At 59.3% G+C, this 17,952-nt stretch carries 12 protein-coding genes; 7 read left to right on the top strand and 5 right to left on the bottom strand.

Annotated elements, in window-relative coordinates:
• Positions 1-134 precede the first annotated feature (134 nt).
• Together PSH96_RS12300 and PSH96_RS12295 are read left to right on the top strand one after the other, a co-directional pair.
• Positions 135-1,040 carry a LysR substrate-binding domain-containing protein gene (locus PSH96_RS12300; RefSeq protein WP_305459483.1) on the top strand — a complete coding sequence of 302 codons (906 nt, stop codon included), beginning with the start codon at positions 135-137 and terminating at the stop codon, positions 1,038-1,040.
• A 156-nt stretch (positions 1,041-1,196) separates the two neighbouring features.
• Positions 1,197-5,414 carry a glycosyltransferase gene (locus tag PSH96_RS12295; RefSeq protein WP_305459482.1) on the top strand — a complete coding sequence of 1,406 codons (4,218 nt, stop codon included), beginning with the start codon at positions 1,197-1,199 and terminating at the stop codon, positions 5,412-5,414.
• A 50-nt stretch (positions 5,415-5,464) separates the two neighbouring features.
• On the opposite strand, the gene PSH96_RS12290 is transcribed toward PSH96_RS12295, so the two are convergent.
• The 5 genes from PSH96_RS12290 to PSH96_RS12270 form a co-directional block, all read right to left on the bottom strand.
• The gene (locus PSH96_RS12290; RefSeq protein ID WP_305459481.1) at positions 5,465-6,046 is read right to left on the bottom strand and encodes a GNAT family N-acetyltransferase; all 582 of its coding nucleotides are present in this window, start codon (positions 6,044-6,046) and stop codon (positions 5,465-5,467) included.
• An 8-nt stretch (positions 6,047-6,054) separates the two neighbouring features.
• Entirely contained in the window at positions 6,055-8,310 is a 2,256-nt protein-coding gene (locus PSH96_RS12285) for an arginine/lysine/ornithine decarboxylase (protein ID WP_305459480.1), read from the bottom strand.
• 203 nt (positions 8,311-8,513) lie between these two features.
• Positions 8,514-9,254: a DNA polymerase III subunit epsilon gene (dnaQ, locus tag PSH96_RS12280; RefSeq protein ID WP_163005484.1), complete on the bottom strand. Its 741-nt coding sequence runs from the start codon at positions 9,252-9,254 to the stop codon at positions 8,514-8,516.
• Positions 9,255-9,333: 79 nt separating this feature from the next.
• The gene (rnhA, locus tag PSH96_RS12275) at positions 9,334-9,786 is read right to left on the bottom strand and encodes a ribonuclease HI (RefSeq protein ID WP_003207474.1); all 453 of its coding nucleotides are present in this window, start codon (positions 9,784-9,786) and stop codon (positions 9,334-9,336) included.
• 32 nt (positions 9,787-9,818) lie between these two features.
• Positions 9,819-10,577 carry a class I SAM-dependent methyltransferase gene (locus tag PSH96_RS12270; RefSeq protein WP_305459479.1) on the bottom strand — a complete coding sequence of 253 codons (759 nt, stop codon included), beginning with the start codon at positions 10,575-10,577 and terminating at the stop codon, positions 9,819-9,821.
• A 65-nt stretch (positions 10,578-10,642) separates the two neighbouring features.
• Here PSH96_RS12270 and gloB point away from each other — a divergent pair, with 65 nt between their 5' ends.
• The 5 genes from gloB to PSH96_RS12245 all read left to right on the top strand — a co-directional run bounded on the left by gloB (position 10,643) and on the right by PSH96_RS12245 (position 17,951).
• Entirely contained in the window at positions 10,643-11,410 is a 768-nt protein-coding gene (gene gloB, locus PSH96_RS12265; RefSeq protein ID WP_305459478.1) for a hydroxyacylglutathione hydrolase, read from the top strand.
• Between the two features lie 98 nt (positions 11,411-11,508).
• The gene (locus PSH96_RS12260) at positions 11,509-12,915 is read left to right on the top strand and encodes a transglycosylase SLT domain-containing protein (protein ID WP_056859491.1); all 1,407 of its coding nucleotides are present in this window, start codon (positions 11,509-11,511) and stop codon (positions 12,913-12,915) included.
• Between the two features lie 303 nt (positions 12,916-13,218).
• Positions 13,219-15,048 (top strand): extracellular solute-binding protein, encoded by a 1,830-nt coding sequence (locus PSH96_RS12255; RefSeq protein ID WP_305459477.1) that lies wholly within the window; start codon positions 13,219-13,221, stop codon positions 15,046-15,048.
• A complete protein-coding gene (locus PSH96_RS12250; RefSeq protein ID WP_305459476.1) occupies positions 15,045-16,877 on the top strand; it encodes an extracellular solute-binding protein in 1,833 nt (610 codons plus the stop codon). Before PSH96_RS12255 ends, PSH96_RS12250 begins: the two co-directional genes overlap by 4 nt.
• Positions 16,878-17,951, top strand: a complete 1,074-nt coding sequence (locus PSH96_RS12245; protein WP_305459475.1) for a microcin C ABC transporter permease YejB — start codon at positions 16,878-16,880, stop codon at positions 17,949-17,951.
• The last annotated feature ends 1 nt before the right edge of the window (position 17,952 follow it).

Below are 17,952 nucleotides of genomic sequence, written 5' to 3'. Positions count from 1 at the left end.
TCGATTGATACATTCTTTGTATACCCTGCCCGTGACAGTGACATACACACTGACGGTAGCCAACACTCACCCAGGCCTGTGCTCTTTTTTACCCAGCCATTGAAACCCCACCACACTGAACATAGACTCCGGCGATGCGTTTACGTCATATCGAAGTGATTCAGGCCATTTTGCAGACCGGAAACCCAGGCTTGGCCGCCGAGTGGTTGCAACTCTCCGTGGGCGATGTGGACGCAACCCTCAAGGAGGCCGAGCAGCAACTGGGCTTCATGCTGTTTGCCAGCGTGCGCGGGCGTTTGCAAGCCACGCGCGAAACCCTTGAGTTGCAGGCTGAAATCGCCCACCTCTATGAGGCGCTGGAGCCGGTGCAGCGCCTGGCCAGCCGCCTGAAACACCATCATGCGCCGACTTTACGCACGCTGTGCACGCCGCCCCTGGCCAATCAACTCTTGCCGCAAAGCTTGGCGCTGCTGCGCCGGCGCTTTCAGGACACACCGTGCAACCTGTCGAGCCAGCCGACGCGGGAGATCGTCAGGAGCTTGTTATTGCGTGAAGCCGACGTGGGCCTTAGCTTGCATGATCCGCAACACCCGCAAATCCAAAGCACCGTACTGGCCCAGGGCAAGTTGCAACTGCTCGCGCCCCATGGCTGGCTCAAACCCAAACAAAAGTACATTGCGCTGCAGGACCTGGCCGGGCAGTCGATAATCGGGCTGGAAGGCCACGACCCCCTAAGCCGTGTGTTGGACGCCAAACTGCAAGCCCTGCGCCCGCTGCCGGTGGTGCAAACACGGGTGCAGACCTACCAGATGATGCGCAGCATGGTAGAGGCCGGAGAAGGTCTGGCGATTGTCGACCCGTTCACTGCCTACGGGGCTCGGGAAGCTGGGCTGGATGCGTGCCCGTTGTCACCGCCGATACCTGTGGTCCTTTACGCATTGACGCTGAAGGCGTCTGAAACCGCCCCAGCGCTGAATGCACTGCTGGAAATCGTCGCCTCTAAGGCCGACGCCTTGCTGGCGGGCACAGCTGCCACCTGACCCGTACTGCGCAACTTTTTGTATACCCTTTCACCGACACAAACGCTAAATAATCACGTAGGAACCTTGTTCTAGAGACGTCGCACTCACAGAGGCAGAAAGCACAGCTGCGTGCTTTCTACTGGACGACATACTCTAACCAAGGAAGCGTTTTCTATGACAACCCTCCAACCTGCCCTTTCTCATCAAGCGCTACAGAACTCTGCCAACCTCACTGCGTCGCAGGGCACCGGTGCGCTGATTACCGCTGAGCCGGCTTTGATTGAAGACTCAGCCAACGACGCAACACCTGATGAACTGGACAACCCGGCAGCGCTTAAAAAAGCCTTTGCCGATCGGTGTAACTGGGGAACCCTGGCGGCAAAACTGCGCACGATCCTGGAAGATCTGCACACCGCCTTCCCGCCCCCCGTTTCCAGTGAGCAGCAAAGCCTGCTTGAGGCCCAACTGACGTCGCACTTGAACAGCGCCTCAGTACCGGTCTGCGAAGGCTCCAGCTACTATCAGCAGCACAATCTGGCGCCCACCAGCATCGTCAAACTGGGCACCTTTCTCAGCGGCAGCGACCTGCCCCTTCCCAAAACCCTGGACGCGTTGCAGGCGCTTTATCAGTTAGCGACAAAGCACGTTCAGACACCGCCCCTGGGCAACTTCAGCGGCGCGCTGTCCTGGCCGACGCCGATTTCGGCGCAGGAAAAACAAGCCATCGTCGATCTGTTGAGCGCCCCTGATCCAACGCTGCCCGACCTGCCATTGACTGACAAACAAGGCCTGTTGGGCTATCTGTTATCTGCCTGCGAACTGTCCAACAGTGACTTCAAATTTCCCAGCAGCGCAGTCGAGACACTGCTCGGGTCAGCCAAGGCGCAAGCCCTGGGCCAGGCGATTGAGACCCGATTGGGCGGCATTGCCACCAATACCAGCGTCAATGACTACCTGCTCGCCGCAATCCAGCTGGGGCTTGACCCGCAATCCACCGGCACACCGGCGCGTAACAGCGTTGGCGGCTTTGATCTGGGCCAACAGTCACTCTGGAATCAAGCGCCCAGCGCAGTGATCGAGGGTTTGAGCCGTCACTTGGTCCAGGAAGGCCGGGCCTCTGCGGCATCGGCTGAACTGGCTGCGCGTATGTTGCTGGCTCGCACTGCGCCTGAATATCTGGTCAAGGACATTCCGGCCACCGTGACCTACGGCAGCATTCCCTGGACACAGCTGACTATCGCCACCGCCAAGCTGGAAGCCGAATCACCGGGACGTGTACTCGCAATGACCTATCGCGAAGTGCTCGCCGCCGCAGAGGGCATCGACGTCGGCACACCGCTCTCGCAGCATATCCATCGCGACGCGTTGCACAATTGGGGGGAGGTCAATGGCTACTTGATGGCTGGCACGACGCCCGACGACACGCAGATGCGCACTGTGCAGAGTGCCTTCAGCGTCCAGCAGACAGCCTTGCAAGCCACTGCCCTGGCACTTGCAACCCCCATTCCGATGCGTGAAAACATGGGAATGGATTTGCTCAGGGAGAAATTTCCAGGCGTACCGGATGAAGTCTTCAAGGCGAAAAACCTCACGAAAGCCCGATTGATCGAAGGGCGCCCCGGACGTTTCCCCGGTACGTACTCAATGCTGGATGTCGTCATGCACGGCGACACAGTCAAAAATGATGACAACGAACATTGGGTCACCAACGACAAGCGCATCCCCATCAAACAGTTTTGCGCGCTTTCCGATAGTGGCGAACTCTCTGTCGCAGACACCTTTACCCAGCGCTACAGGCCGGCCGTGGCAGAGCTGGAAAAAGGTCACACGGGAATGGCCAAGCACCTGATCTCGATGTTGCCCCCCGAGGATCGGAAAAACTTCGAATATGGGCAACTCGAATTTTTTCATACCGACAGCTATCTCATTGGCTTGGATTTCTCGACAAAAACCCTGACTCAAAAAGGCCATACACTGGATGTAAAAATCACCCGTGAGGGGCAGGTCAGTATTTACCGCATCGATACACTCGCCGGGACCATTTCAAAACACGACTATTTGCGCAATATCTACTCGCCGCCCTACTCCAGGCTCGATAGCAGAAACGCCAACGTACTGCATAGAACTGTACGATTTAACCCCTTCGAAGACGAGCACACCGAACAAGCCAGGGAAAAGCCGGCGGTCGCAGAAACGCCACACGCGTTCGATTCCGACCGCACCCGCTACATCGCCAAAGTACTCACCACACGCCTGGACTTGCAGGGCGATGACCTCCTGCAACATGCCCGCGGAACAACGTCCTACGATGAAACCCGCGCTGCTGACAAGGCCATCGGTGAGTTTTTCCTGAATATGATTCCGTTCAGGTCTGCGATTGTTAACTTCACGCAGGGCAATATCGGCGATGGCTTGCTTGACCTGGGCATGGATGTGATCGGCCTGGTGACCCTGGGGGCAGGCAAGGCCGCTCAGGCGAGCAAAGTGCTCGCCAAAGGCGTGGCCGGCCTCAAGGGCGTAGCCAGAACCGCTCGGTTTCTGGGTACCGTTGCCATCGACGCGCTCAACCCGTTAGGCGGTGCGGGTGACTTGCTCAAGGGCACCAGCCGCTGGACCTGGTCCAAGGGAAAGAGCGCGTTTAATGCCCTCAAAGGCGCCAGCGGCAGCTACGACGTGCTCAAAGCGGCCAGCACGCAGCATGGCTTGGTTGCCATAGGCACCTCCAAAGTTGCCGGTGAGACTCTGGAAGGTGATGCGTTGTTCCGAGGCGGTAACTGGTATGCCTTCGACGCGGCCAAGGGGCGGCCCTACGGTTCACCGTTGAAAGATTTCCAGCCTGCGGTGGCGGCTGCCGGTGAAAAGGTCAAAGTCTTCAATAAGCCATCGCTGCTTGACTGTGAGACCACCGTTTCACCGGGCCTGCTGCGGGTCAAAGGCTTGCAGGCGAATGTCTACGTCGGCCCGAACAATAAAGAATATATAAAAGTCGACGGCAAGCTCTATCCGTCCACTGTCAAGGATGGCCAGCGGGTAATCCAACACCCCAGCGGCCCCCGAGACGACATTGCGGTCAAGGACCTGGGCAGTGCCGGTTGGGAGCCGTCTGCCACTGCCAATCGCTTGTTCGGCGGTGACTCCCTCTCACCCTGGAAAATAAACGAAAACACCTACGTCGTGCCGGTAGACGACGTAAAAATAACCACGGGTTCCTCATACCCCTTCACCATCAATTGCCGAGGCATGAACTATGTCACCACCTTTGATACCAAGGTGGGTGCCTGGATGTTCGGTTCGGGTAACGCCAACGGCGTCACCACCAAGTACTTCTGGAGAAGCGCAAAGAACAAGTGGCAGATGGGCCCCCTGGAGGAACTTAAAAAAGCCCCAAAGATCCCCGAGCACAATTTCAGGTTTATCGAGATAACCCCGCCGGCCATCTTGCAGATGCCCAGGAATATCAGGCCCATCCCTACCGACATGCACTACTTCTGGGCCGGTGGCGAAATACCCGACAAGCTGATCAAGAATATCGCAGCCAACGCCGAAAAAATGCCAGGCTTCACATCCATTGTGCACGTCGACGCCGACACTCCAGAGTTGCTGCAAGCCATCAAGCTCAAGCTGGAAAAGGATGCGCCCGGCGTCACCGTCATGAATGTGCATGAAGAAGACTTTTTCCAACCCTTGAAGAACACCGAACTGTACGCCTACTTCCGCAGAGGCCAAGGAAAAAACCTTGCCGCCACTTCCGATGTAGCTCGCTATCCGTTGATGAATAAATATGGTGGCATTTATCTCGACACCGACGACACCATCAAAGGTGCGGTGGGATCCGCCGGTTTGAACGCGGGTGACTCGGATATGCTGCTCAGCAAACCAGTCGCTCACACAATCACTGACTACAAATCCTTCTACAACACCAGTAACTTCGCCACGCAACCGGATAACCCAGTTGTGACTGAGATGATCGCCGAGATGAACCGGCGCTTCACTAAAAACAAAGCGTACTTTGAGACCAATCGGCCAACCCTTTCCAGAAATATCACAGGCGGATTTGCCTACACCTCAGACTTCCTGGAGTACGAAGGCAAGATCTTTGAAACCGTCGGCCCAACGCTGTTTGACGATGTACTGAAAGCCAAGCGACCGGACATTTACTATGCGGGGTTCGATGGGCTGAACAACAAAAAAATGCAACAGGCCGACAGCAGGTTTCCGCAGGGCAAGGCGTTCAACGTGGAAAGTGATACGCGCCAGTACTATGCCAATCAAGGCCTGACGGCGCCGGAAGGGCTGAAACAGAGCGTGGATGAGGCCAAAAAGCACTACAGCCAGTTCCGTACCCAACTGCAGATCAACATCGGCGCCGAACACTCCTGGATTGATTCATGACCTAGGCGGCAACACCTCAACTCGGCCTGAAGCTGGGCAGTCAGCCGCGATCAGGCCGAGTTCGATTCAACGGTGAACAACCGATACCAGAAAATCGCCACTTCGCGGGTTTGTGGATCAATCCCGCGATAGCGCAATTGATCGATCCCGCCCATCACGTACCCGCAGCGCTCATACAGGCGGCAGGCACCGAGGTTGTTGTTCTGGGTCTCGAGCATCATGCCCGGCAGATTCTTTTTGCGCGCCCAGAACTGCGCCACATCCAGCAAGGCCTTGGCCACCCCATGGCGCCGCGCAGGCAAGGCCACCGCCAGTTCGTCGACATGGGCAAAACCGTTCCAGTTGGTGCTGACCACAATGTGCCCCACGGCGCGATCATCCAGGTATGCCATAAAAATCGCACTGTCGGGCGCATCGCGAAAACTGGCGAATTCTTCCGGGTCGATGCCATAACACTTGCGGTACGGCAGGATGCGCTCCACCGCCCATTGGTCGACACGCTTGCCCATCTCCGGCACGCCGTAGGCGCCGACCTCAAAGCTGAAGTCATTGCCCCACACATAGGCGTCAAAGCCCTCGTCGGCGATTCGAACGCTGAGCCCGGGATACTTCGGGTTCATTACAGCTTGCATAAACATCCTTAACCCTTGATGCAATCGACGGTGTAACAACGACCACTGCCGCCATCTTCGTGCTGCAACCCATGCACATCAGCGACAAAACCGGGGAAACTATTATCGAACGTGCGGGCAAATGCCAGGTAATCGATGATTGAACGGGTTGATTCGGTAAAGCGCTCGCCCGGCATGATCAACGGAATGCCCGGCGGATAAGGCACCAGCATCACGGCTGCGATGCGTCCTGGCAAGGCGTCAATGGAAACGGCTTCGACTTCACCCCTGACCAGATGATCGTAGGCATCGGCCGGTTTCATCGCAATGTCCGGCAACACCGTGTACATCCGCTTGAGGTGCTTGGCCGTGGCGTTGCTGCGGTAACAACTATGCAACTGGTCGCACAGGTCACGCAAACCCAGGCCTTGATAGCGCGCCGGGCCCTCTTTGAACACCGAGGGCAAACAGCTGGCCAGGCTGGCATTGGCGTCGTAGTTGCGCTTGAACTCCAGCAATTCGGTGAGCAAGGTGCTCCATTTGCCCTTGGTGATGCCCATGGAAAACAACACGAGGAAGGAATACAAGCCGGTCTTTTCCACCACCAGCCCACGCTCCCAAAGGAACTTGCTGACCACTGCGGCGGGAATCCCGCAGTCGCTCAAGGCGCCGCCGGCGTTAAGGCCGGGCATTACCAGGGTGACTTTGATCGGGTCCAGCAACACGTAGTCTTCGGCCACATCGCCAAAGCCGTGCCAGTCGTCCTGTGGGTGCAACAGCCAATCCGCCGTGGCGACCCGGTCGATGCCGGCCACCGACGGCGGCTGCCAGATCGAGAACCACCAGTCTTCGGCTGCAATATGCTGGCGCAAGTTGGCCAGGGCACGGCGAAAGCTCAGGGCTTCGTCGAACATCTCCTGCAGCAGCGAGCGCCCGGCCGGGCCTTCCATCATCGCCGAGGCCACGTCCAGCGAGGCGATGATGCTGTATTGCGGGGACGTGGAGATGTGCATCATGAAGGCTTCGTTGAAGCGGTCGCGGTCCAGCTGGCGCGCGCCGCCATCCTGCACATGAATCATCGAAGCCTGGCTGAAGGCCGCGAGCAATTTGTGGGTCGAGTGGGTAGTGAACACCAGCGGGCTGTCCGGGGTGCGCGAAGTGCCCATGCCATAACGCCCGGCGAAGAATTCGTGAAAGGCCGCGTAGGCGTACCAGGCCTCGTCGAAGTGCAACACCTCGACACTGTTGCCTAATTGCTGCTTGATCAGCTCGGCGTTGTAGCACAGGCCGTCGTAGGTAGAGTTGGTGACCACCGCCAACTTCACTTTCGCCGGCCGGCCACGGGTCAAGGGGCTGGCGTCGATTTTGGCGCGGATCGATTCGGGGCTGAATTCGCTTAAGGGGATCGGGCCGATAATCCCCAGCTCGTTGCGCTCCGGGCACAAATACAGCGGGATGGCGCCGGTCATGATGATCGAATGCAGCACCGACTTGTGGCAGTTTCGATCCACCAACACCAAGTCGTCGCGTGCCACCATGGAATGCCACACGATCTTGTTGGCAGTCGAGGTGCCGTTGATCACGAAGAACGTGTGATCGGCACCAAAGTTACGCGCCGCACGGGCCTCGGCTTCGGCCAATGGCCCCGTGTGATCGAGCAGCGAACCCAGTTCCGGCACCGACACGGACAAATCCGAACGCAGGGTGTTTTCACCGAAGAACTGGTGAAACGCCTGGCCCACCGGGCTTTTGCGATACGCCACGCCGCCGCCATGGCCGGGAGTGTGCCAGGAATAGTTGGAGTCGGCCGTGTGCTGCACCAGCGCTTTGAAGAACGGCGGCAACAAACCATCAAGGTAGGCGCGTGCGGCGCGTGCGACCTGGCGGGCCAGAAATGGCACGGTGTCTTCGAATAGGTACAGAATGCCGCGCAGTTGGTTGAGCTCGCTCATGGCGTCGGCCGGCGCGTTTTCCAGGGTGACCTGCTCGCCCAGGGCAAAGATCGGCAGGTTGGGCGCCCTCACCCGCGCCAGGCGAATCAACTCGACCATGTTTTGCAGCAGGTGGGTGTTTTCGCCAGCGCCCTCGGCGGCGATCAACATGCACGCCAGCCCATGATGGGTAGAGGCCACCAAGCGGCCTTCGGCGTAATCCACCGCGGAAAAAATACTGAAGCCCTCTTGCTCCAACTCCCTGGCGATGCCTCTGACCCGATCACCGGCAACGGTGTCGGCCTTGATGTCACGGTGCACGATAAGAACAGGGAACTTCAGGTCTTTGTACATGAGTGCTTGGAGTCCTGAGGGCTATGCACTCAGGGTAGAAGCTGGGAGTGGATGTGGCGAATGAAGATTTTACAGACGACGCAAATCTACTGTGGGAGCTGGCTTGCCTGCGATAACGGTGGGTCAGCGGGCTCAGCGGTGACTGATACACCGCTATCGCAGGCAAGCCAGCTCCCACATTGTTTAATTGCGATCAGCGGTGATTATTGCTGAGTCAGTTGCGACCACAACGCCGGCGCACCCGCCGACTTGGCAATCGCTTCCAAGCGCGCCGCATGCTCGGCCAGGTCCTGCTCGCTGGCACGGATGATGGTGGTCGGCTTGCGATCCGCCGCCAAACGACGGATTTCCGAAGGCCGGTTGCCCGAACCTTCCGCCGAGCCGCTGCCATCGGAAGCGTTACCGGCCAGGGACAGGCTGGTCTGCCCGCCGGTCATGGTCAGGTAAACGTCGGCAAGAATCTCGGAGTCGAGCAAGGCGCCGTGCAGTTCACGGCCGGAGTTGTCGACGCCATAACGTTTGCACAGGGCATCCAGGCTGTTGCGCTGGCCGGGGTGACGCTCACGGGCCATCATCAAGGTATCGAGGATCGAACAGTGCCGGGAGATATCCGCACGCTCGGTCTGCCCCATCAGGGCAAACTCGTTATTGATGAAGCCGACGTCGAACGCCGCGTTATGGATGATCAGCTGAGCGCCGTTGATGAACTCGAAAAACTCGTCCGCCACTTCAGCGAAGCGCGGCTTGCCCTTGAGGAATTCATCAGTGATACCGTGGACACCAATCGCGCCCTCGTCACTGTCACGATCCGGTTGCAGGTAGACGTGAAAGTGACGCCCGGTGAGACGGCGACCCATCAGTTCGACACAGCCGATTTCAATGATCCGGTGACCATCGGTCACCGGCATGCCGGTGGTTTCGGTATCGAGTACAACAGATCGGATCGCCATCAGGGTTCAGCTCTCAACGGTGGTGTGCAGTGTGGTGTGAATCAAGGGGCGCGATGTTAACACGTCAGCCGGCTCAGCTCTGTTTGTAGCCCCGCACTTCATCCACGCCACGATTGGCCAACTGGTCGGCGCGCTCGTTGCCAGGGTGGCCGATATGCCCGCGTACCCATTTCCAGGTGATGTTATGGCGATTGCATTGCTCATCGAGCAGTTGCCACAGGTCGGCATTCTTTACCGGCTCCTTGGCCGCGGTTTTCCAGCCGCGCTTCTTCCAGTTGACCATCCACTCGTTGATGCCCTTCATCACGTATTGCGAGTCGGTCACCAACAGCACGTCACAGCGACGCTTGAGTTCTTCCAGGCCGCGAATGGCGCCCATCAGCTCCATGCGGTTGTTGGTGGTGTTGGCTTCGCCGCCCCACAGTTCCTTCTCCACGCCTTTGCACACCAGCAACGCGCCCCAGCCGCCGGGGCCAGGGTTGCCCTTGCAGGCGCCATCGGTGAAGAGTTCTACGGTATCGGTCATCAGTTGCTCGGTCTTCAATCAGAAAAAGGGTTTTACGGTTCGCTTTGCTTGCGGTTGACCTTGGCCATCGGCATCGGCACCAGCTTGCCCATGGGCTGACGCGCGACCTGGCGCACCGGCCGCAGCCCGACCACGATCTTGCGCGCCACCAATAAATAGAAGCCACCGCCCGACAATTGCCAGGCACCCGCCCGGCGTTCCCAGCCGGCCAGACGACCTTGCCACTTGGCAGACGCAAGCGGCGGACGATAGCACCCGAAGCGGCGTTTCTCCAGCGCGAAGCCCAGCAGGTTCAACCAGTCGCCCACCCGCGACGGCGCGATGCAGCGCGCCAGGCGCAGGCCGTCATGGGCGAACACATGGCGCAGGCCCCAACTGCTCCAGGGGTTGATGCCGATGATCAGCAAATGGCCACCTGGGCGCACGCTGCTGGCAGCCTCGCGCAGCAAACCGTGGGGCGACAGGCAGAAATCCAGGCCATGCTGCAGCACCACCACGTCGGCGGCATGTTCGCTCAGCGGCCAGGCCTGTTCCTCGCACACAATCTCTACCCCAGGCAACGGCGCGCCCAGGCGCACATTACGTTGCACCTGCGGCGCAGCGGGCGGCGTCTGGGCCGACGGGCCGTAGTGCACCAGGTAGCCACCAAAGAACCGGCCCAGTTCGTCTTCGAGCATGCGCCGCTCTTCATCCAGCAAAAATTGCCCGATCGGCCCGGACAGCCAATCACGGGCTGCGCTGATCAGGGCCAGCCATTCAGGATCGGCCTGGGCGAACGCTTTATCAGTCATTGCATTCTCCAATTCGCCTAGACGTTCTAAGATGCACCAATGTGTTCAGCTTGGCGAATCGAAGAATGATACAGATCAGTGCCCTGCCCGCCTTCACCGATAACTACATCTGGTTGTTACAAGACCCTGATACCCAACGCTGCGCCGTGGTCGACCCCGGCGATGCCGCGCCAGTGCTGGCCTGGCTCAAGCAAAACCCGGGGTACAGGCTCAGCGACATCCTGATCACCCACCACCACCATGATCATGTCGGCGGCGTCGAACAGCTCAAACAGGCCACTGACGCCAAGGTTTACGGCCCGGCGAACGAGAAGATCCCCGCGCGCGACGTGGCCCTGCACGATAACGGGCGCATCAGCGCACTCGGCTGGGACTTCGACGTTTATAGCGTGCCCGGCCATACCCTCGGCCATATCGCCTATTACCACCAGGGCGTGCTGTTTTGTGGCGACACCCTGTTTGCCGCCGGCTGCGGGCGCCTGTTCGAAGGCACCCCGGAACAAATGCACACCTCCCTTGAGCGCCTGGCCGCCCTGCCTGCCGACACGCTGGTGTACTGCACCCACGAGTACACGCAAAGTAACCTCAAGTTTGCCCACGCCGTGGAACCGGACAATGCCGATATTGCCGAACGCGTCGAAAGCGTCAAGCAATTGCGCGCCCGTGGCGAGATGACGCTGCCGTCCAACCTGGCCCTGGAAAAACGTACTAACCCTTTTCTGCGTACCGCCGAAACATCCGTTAAACAAAAAGCGGACGAACGGAATGGTCGCGACAACCGCACTGGGGCCGAGGTGTTTGCTAGCTTGAGGGCTTGGAAAGATAAGTTCTAAGCGGATGCAATCTGATACGGAATTTCTGAATGGTTGACCGGAACCAAAGCGCTTTCTAGAATCGCCCGACATTTTTGCCCGGAACTTACTTCCAGCCAATGTCGTCATCTATTCGTAAATCCATTTCTTCAGACGCATTGACCCGCCTGGCTCAAGCCGTGGCGGTGGCCGTTTCCGCGACTCTGGCGGGCTGCCAATCGACAAATTTCGCTGCACAATCCACCGTGCAACCCAAACCGAATCTTGCTGCCAAGATCAAGCAAAAACCTATTTGGCTCTCAGAGAAGCCTAGCCCCGAAGTGCCCCAGGATGTCTGGGAACGCATGCGCCGGGGCTTTCAATTGCAGGACGGCCTGGGTGTGAACCCGCGCATCGAGCAACAACGCTTGTGGTTCGCCAGTAACCCGTCCTTTTTAGAGAACGCCGGAGAACGCGGCAGCCTCTACATTCATTACATCGTCGAACGCCTTGAAGAACGCAACATGCCCCTGGAGCTGGCGCTGCTGCCAGTGATCGAAAGTGCCTACAACCCGATGGCCTATTCGCGCAGCGATGCGGTCGGCTTGTGGCAGTTCATCCCCTCCACCGGGCGCTACTTCAACCTGCGCCAGACCCGCGCCTACGACGGCCGCCGCGATATCACCGCCTCCACCACCGCCGCCCTGGACTATCTGACGCGTCTGCATGACATGTTCAACGGCGACTGGCTGCTGGCCCTGGCGGCCTACAACGCCGGCGAAGGCACGGTCAGCCGGGCGATCGAGCGCAACGAAAAGCTCGGCCTGCCTACCGACTACTGGAACCTGCCCCTGCCCCAGGAAACCAAGGACTACGTGCCCAAGTTCCTGGCGCTGTCCCAAGTGGTGCTGGCCCCCGAGGCCTACGGCGTCAACCTGAGCCCGATTGCCAACACGCCGTACTTCGAAGTGGTTGAAGTCAAGCAAAGCATGGACCTGTCCCGGGTTGCCGCGCTGGCCGAGATCGACGAAGACGAACTGTTCCAGCTCAACCCGGCCCTGAAACAACGCACCACCCTTGACGGCCCGCAGCATTTGCTCGTGCCCAGCTCCAAGGCGCAGTTGCTCACCAGCACCCTTTCGACGATGAAGCCGGAAGAATTGCTGGCGATGCGTCCTAAAAAGCAGGTGTTCGACGAAGTTGAGAGCACACGGGTGGCCGGGCGTACCCGCAACTACAAGGTACGCAGTGGCGACAACCTCACATTGATCGCCAAGGCGAACAAGGTCGATGTGCATGACCTGCAGCGTTGGAACAAGCTCAACGGCCAGGCCCTCAAGGTCGGCCAGACCCTGGTGATGCAGGACACCCGCAAACTGGTGGCCAGCAGCAAAAAGCCGGTGCAGTACAAGGTCAAGAAAGGCGACTCGCTGTATATCGTCGCCAAGCGCTTCAACGTTGAGATGCAACATCTCAAGCGTTGGAACCCGCGTACTGGCCAGGCGTTGAAGCCAGGGCAGATGCTGGTGGTTTCCGGGCCGCGCTAATCCCCTTTCAGTGTTGAGCAGGCTTGTTGTGGCGAGGGAGCTTGCTCCCGCTGGGCTGCGCAGCAGCCCCAAACCAGACACCGCGTTTTACCCGGCATGATGGGGCTGCTTCGCAGCCCAACGCAGGGCAAGCCTGCTCGCCACAACAAGCCTGGTTACCACAACAAGCCCATCAAGCTCATTCCCCACAACAAGCCCACACACATCGGATCCCCCCGGTGTTTTCAGCCACCTTTTTCCAACCGGAACAAGCTGTTACTGTACCGATCATAAAGCCCAAGCCGCCTGGATCGGATCTCTGACTTGAAGCGTCCCCTCCTTCTACTAATAAGTCTGGCCTTGAGCTTTGCTGCGAACGCGACGATTACCGAGAGCCACGGTTACACGCAGTTCGGCACACTCAAGTACCCGGCCAAATTCACCCACTTCGATTGGGTAAACCCTGCAGCGCCCAAAGGTGGGACCTTGCGGGTCATGGCATTTGGCACCTTCGATACCCTCAACCCCTACACTTTCAAGGGCACCAGCCCGGTTTCCACGCCCAATTTCCTGCAATACGGCGTGAACGAGCTGAACGAGCCGCTGATGGTCGGCACCGGCCAGTATGCGCCGTCCGGTGACGAGCCCACCTCCAGCTACGGGCTGATTGCCCAATCGGTGGAGTACAGCGAGGACCGCAGCTGGGTGGTGTTCAACCTGCGCCCCGAAGCGCGTTTCCATGATGGCAAGCCGATCACCGCTTATGACGTGGCGTTTTCCTATCGCACCCTGCTTACCGAAGGCCACCCGCAGTACCGCACCAACCTGCAGGAAGTTGCACGGGTCGACATCCTCAACCGCCATCGCATCCGTTTTGTGTTCAAGCGCGCCGGCAACCCACTGCTGATCCTGCGTCTGGGCGAACTGCCGGTACTGCCCCAGCATTACTGGAAGAACCGCGATTTCAAGGCCACCACCTTCGAGCCGCCCTTGGGCAGCGGGCCGTATCGCATCACCAAAGTCACCCCAGGCCGCCAACTGGTGTTCGAGCGGGTCAAGGATTACTGGGGCAAAGACCTGCCGGTCAACCAGGGCTTCTACAACTACGACAAGGTCGAAGTGGAGTTCTACCGCGACAGCGACGTGGCCTTCGAAGCCTTCAAGGCCGGTGAATTCGATATCTATATCGAACACCAGGCCAAGAACTGGGCCACCGGCTACAACTTCCCGGCGGTCAACCGCGGCGACGTGATCAAGGCGCAGATCGCCCACCAGATCCCGACCCAGAGCCAGGGCCTGTTCATGAACTCGCGGCGACCGATTTTCAGTCAGACCAAAGTGCGTGAGGCGCTGGGGCTGATGTTCGATTTTGAATGGACCAACCGCACCCTGTTCAGCAACGCCTATAAACGCACGCTGAGTTACTACCCCAACAGCGAGTTTTCTGCGACGGGTGTGCCGGTGGGGCATGAATGGCTGATGCTCTCGCCCTACCGTGATCAGTTGCCGCCCAACCTGTTCACCCAAGCCTTCAGCCTGCCGCAGACCGACGGGCGGGGCATTCCGCGCGAAACCATGCGCCGCGCCCTGGCGTTGCTCGGCGAAGCCGGCTGGAAACTCTCCGACCAGCGCCTGCTCGACAGCAAGGGCCAACCGCTGCGCTTCGAGATTCTGCTGGTCAACCCGAACCTTGAACGCATCCTGCAGCCCTACGTCGAAAATCTCAAAAGCATCGGCATCGACGCCCGCCTGCGCACCGTTGACCGGGCGCAATACAAGCAGCGCCTGGATCAGTTCGACTACGACATGGTCCTGATCACCCTCAACCAGACCTTGAGCCCCGGCCTTGAGCAGTGGCAGTACTTCCACTCCAGCCAGGCGGCCATCAAGGGCAGCAAAAACTACGCCGGCATCGCCAACCCGGTGGTCGACCACCTGCTCGACCAACTGCTGGCGGCGCAGACCCGCGAAGAACAATTGGCCGCCGGCCGCGCCCTCGACCGGGTGCTGCTGTGGCAGCACTACAGTATTCCCAACTGGTACCTCAACTATCATCGCTTGGCGTACCGCAACCGGTTCGCCTTTGTCACCACGCCGCCCTACAGCCTGGGTTTGAGTGCGTGGTGGCTGAAAGCTGCGGAGAAAGCCCAATGATGACTTTGCGCACCGCCCTGTTTGGCGCGCTGTTAGCGTGCGGCGCAGCCAATGCCGCACCGCAACATGCGCTGACCCTGTACAACGAGCCACCCAAGTACCCCGCCGACTTCAAGCATTTCGATTACGTAAACCCCGACGCGCCCAAGGGCGGCACCTTCCGTGAATCGAGCATGGGCGGCTTCGACAGCCTCAACCCCTACATCAGCAAGGGCGTGCCCGCGGACAACCTGCCGCTGATCTACGACACGCTGGCCATGCAAAGCCTCGACGAGCCGGTCACCGAGTACGGCCTGGTGGCCGGCAAGATCGAAAAGGCCCCGGATAACAGTTGGGTGCGCTTCTACCTGCGCCCCGAAGCGCGCTTTCATGATGGCCACCCGATCCGTGCCGAAGACGTGGTGTTCACCTTCCAGGCGCTGATCAAGGACGGTTCGCCGCTCTACCGCAACTACTACGCCGACGTCGACGAAGTGGTCGCCGAAGACCCGCTGCGTGTGCTGTTCAAGTTCAAGCGCACCAATAACCGTGAATTACCGCTGATCCTCGGCCAACTGCCGGTATTGCCCAAACATTGGTGGGCAACGCGCGATTTTGCCAAGGGCAACCTGGAAATACCGCTGGGCAGTGGCCCGTACAAGGTCGCCGAGGTCAAACCGGGGCGCATGGTGCGCTATGAGCGGGTCAAGGATTACTGGGCCAAGGATTTACCGGTGGCCAAGGGGTTCTACAACTTCGATAACCGCATCACCGACTACTACCGTGACAGCACCGTGGCCCTGGAAGCCTTGAAAGCCGGGCAGTTCGACTATTGGCTGGAATTCAGCGCCAAGAACTGGGCCAACGCCTACAACATTCCGGCCGTGGCCCAGGGCCGGTTGATCAAGGAAGAAATCCCCAACGGCAACCCCACCGGCATGCAAGGGTTTGTGTTCAATACGCGCAAACCGATGTTCCAGGATGTGCGGGTACGCAAGGCCATCAGCCTGCTGCTGGATTTCGAGTGGAGCAACAAGCAGCTGTTCAATGGCGCCTACACCCGCACCCGCAGCTACTTCGAAAACTCGGAGATGGCCGCCACCGGCCTGCCCGGCCCGGCGGAAACCGCCATCCTGGCGCCGTTTCGCGACAAGCTCCCCGCCGAAGTCTTCACCCAAGCCTTCGAGCCGGCCAAAACCGACGGCAGCGGCATGATCCGCACCCAGCAGCGTGAGGCTTACCAGCTGTTGCAGGAGGCTGGCTGGAAGATCGTCGACGACAAGATGGTCGACGCCACCGGCAAGCCGGTAAACATCGAGTTTCTGTTGACCCAGACCGATTTCGAACGGGTACTGCTGCCCTTCAAGCGCAACCTGGCAGACCTTGGGATCAACCTGGTAATCCGCCGCGTTGACGTTTCGCAATACATCAACCGCCTGCGTTCACGGGACTTCGACATGCTGGTAGGCAGCTTTCCGCAGTCCACCTCGCCGGGTAACGAGCAGCGCGAATTCTGGTCGTCCGCCGCCGCCGACAAATCCGGCAGCCGCAACTACATGGGCCTCAAGGACCCGGTGGTCGACCAACTCGTCGAAGAACTGATCAACGCCGACTCGCGCCAAAGCCTGGTCGACCATGCCAAGGCGTTGGATCGGGTCTTGCAGTTTGGCTACTACGTGATTCCCAACTGGCACATCAAGACTTACCGCGTGGCGTACTGGGATCACTTGGGCCACCCCAAAGTGCCGCCACGTTACGACGTCGGCACGGCCACCTGGTGGGCCAAACCTGAAGTCAAACCTGCCGTCGACACTGTCCAGAGCGCCGATCCGGCGAGCGGAGGCGATTAAATGCTGGACTATATTGTTCGCCGCCTATTGCTGATCATCCCCACACTGTTCGGGATCCTGCTGATCAACTTCATCATCATCCAGGCCGCCCCCGGTGGCCCGGTGGAGCAGATGATCGCCAAACTCGAAGGGTTCGACGGCGCCACCAGCCGTATTGCCGGTGGCGGCGCCGAGGTCTCGGTGGCCGGTTCCAGCTACCGCGGCGCCCAGGGCCTGGACCCGGCGCTGATCAAGGAAATCGAAAAGATGTACGGCTTCGACAAGTCGGCGCCGGAACGCTTGTGGATCATGGTCAAGAACTATGCACGACTGGATTTTGGCGACAGCTTCTTTCGCGATGCCAAGGTCATCGACCTGATCAAGGAAAAAATGCCGGTGTCCATCTCCCTCGGGTTATGGAGCACGCTGATCATGTACCTGGTGTCGATCCCGCTGGGCATCGCCAAGGCCACGCGGCACGGCAGCCACTTTGACGTGTGGACCAGCTCGGCGATCATCGTCGGCTATGCCATCCCGGCGTTTTTGTTCGCGATCCTGCTGATCGTGGTGTTTGCCGGCGGCAGTTACCTGGACTGGTTCCCCTTGCGCGGGCTGACCTCCAACAACTTCGAGGAACTGAGCTTAAGCGGCAAGATCTTCGATTATTTCTGGCACCTGGCCCTGCCCGTCACGGCGTTGGTGATCGGCAACTTCGCAACCATGACCCTGCTGACCAAAAACAGCTTCCTCGACGAAATCAACAAACAGTATGTGGTCACCGCCAAAGCCAAGGGCCTGACCAACCACCGCGTGCTTTACGGCCATGTGTTTCGTAACGCCATGCTGCTGGTAATTGCCGGTTTCCCCTCGGCGTTTATCGGGATCTTCTTCACCGGCTCGCTGCTGGTCGAGGTGATCTTTTCCCTCGACGGCCTGGGCCTGATGAGCTTTGAAGCGGCAATCAACCGCGATTACCCGGTGGTGTTCGGCACGTTGTTTATCTTCACCCTGCTGGGGCTGATCGTGAAACTGATCGGCGACCTCACTTACACCCTGGTCGATCCGCGCATCGACTTCGCCAGCCGGGAGCATTGAG

It is taken from the genome of Pseudomonas sp. FP2338 (assembly GCF_030687515.1).
Lineage (GTDB): Bacteria > Pseudomonadota > Gammaproteobacteria > Pseudomonadales > Pseudomonadaceae > Aquipseudomonas > Aquipseudomonas salomonii.
The sequence above is the reverse complement of the archived record's forward strand: the minus strand, read 5'-3'. Positions and strand labels throughout refer to the sequence as shown.

Excerpts from the sequence above, each read along its gene's own strand:
- PSH96_RS12245 (WP_305459475.1), top strand. The coding sequence starts at position 16,878 with ATGCTGGACTATATTGTTCGCCGCCTATTGCTGATCATCCCCACACTG.
- PSH96_RS12300 (WP_305459483.1), top strand. The coding sequence starts at position 135 with ATGCGTTTACGTCATATCGAAGTGATTCAGGCCATTTTGCAGACCGGA.
- PSH96_RS12250 (WP_305459476.1), top strand. The coding sequence starts at position 15,045 with ATGATGACTTTGCGCACCGCCCTGTTTGGCGCGCTGTTAGCGTGCGGC.
- PSH96_RS12290 (WP_305459481.1), bottom strand. The coding sequence starts at position 6,046 with ATGCAAGCTGTAATGAACCCGAAGTATCCCGGGCTCAGCGTTCGAATC.
- PSH96_RS12285 (WP_305459480.1), bottom strand. The coding sequence starts at position 8,310 with ATGTACAAAGACCTGAAGTTCCCTGTTCTTATCGTGCACCGTGACATC.
- gloB (WP_305459478.1), top strand. The coding sequence starts at position 10,643 with ATGATACAGATCAGTGCCCTGCCCGCCTTCACCGATAACTACATCTGG.
- PSH96_RS12260 (WP_056859491.1), top strand. The coding sequence starts at position 11,509 with ATGTCGTCATCTATTCGTAAATCCATTTCTTCAGACGCATTGACCCGC.
- rnhA (WP_003207474.1), bottom strand. The coding sequence starts at position 9,786 with ATGACCGATACCGTAGAACTCTTCACCGATGGCGCCTGCAAGGGCAAC.
- PSH96_RS12295 (WP_305459482.1), top strand. The coding sequence starts at position 1,197 with ATGACAACCCTCCAACCTGCCCTTTCTCATCAAGCGCTACAGAACTCT.
- PSH96_RS12270 (WP_305459479.1), bottom strand. The coding sequence starts at position 10,577 with ATGACTGATAAAGCGTTCGCCCAGGCCGATCCTGAATGGCTGGCCCTG.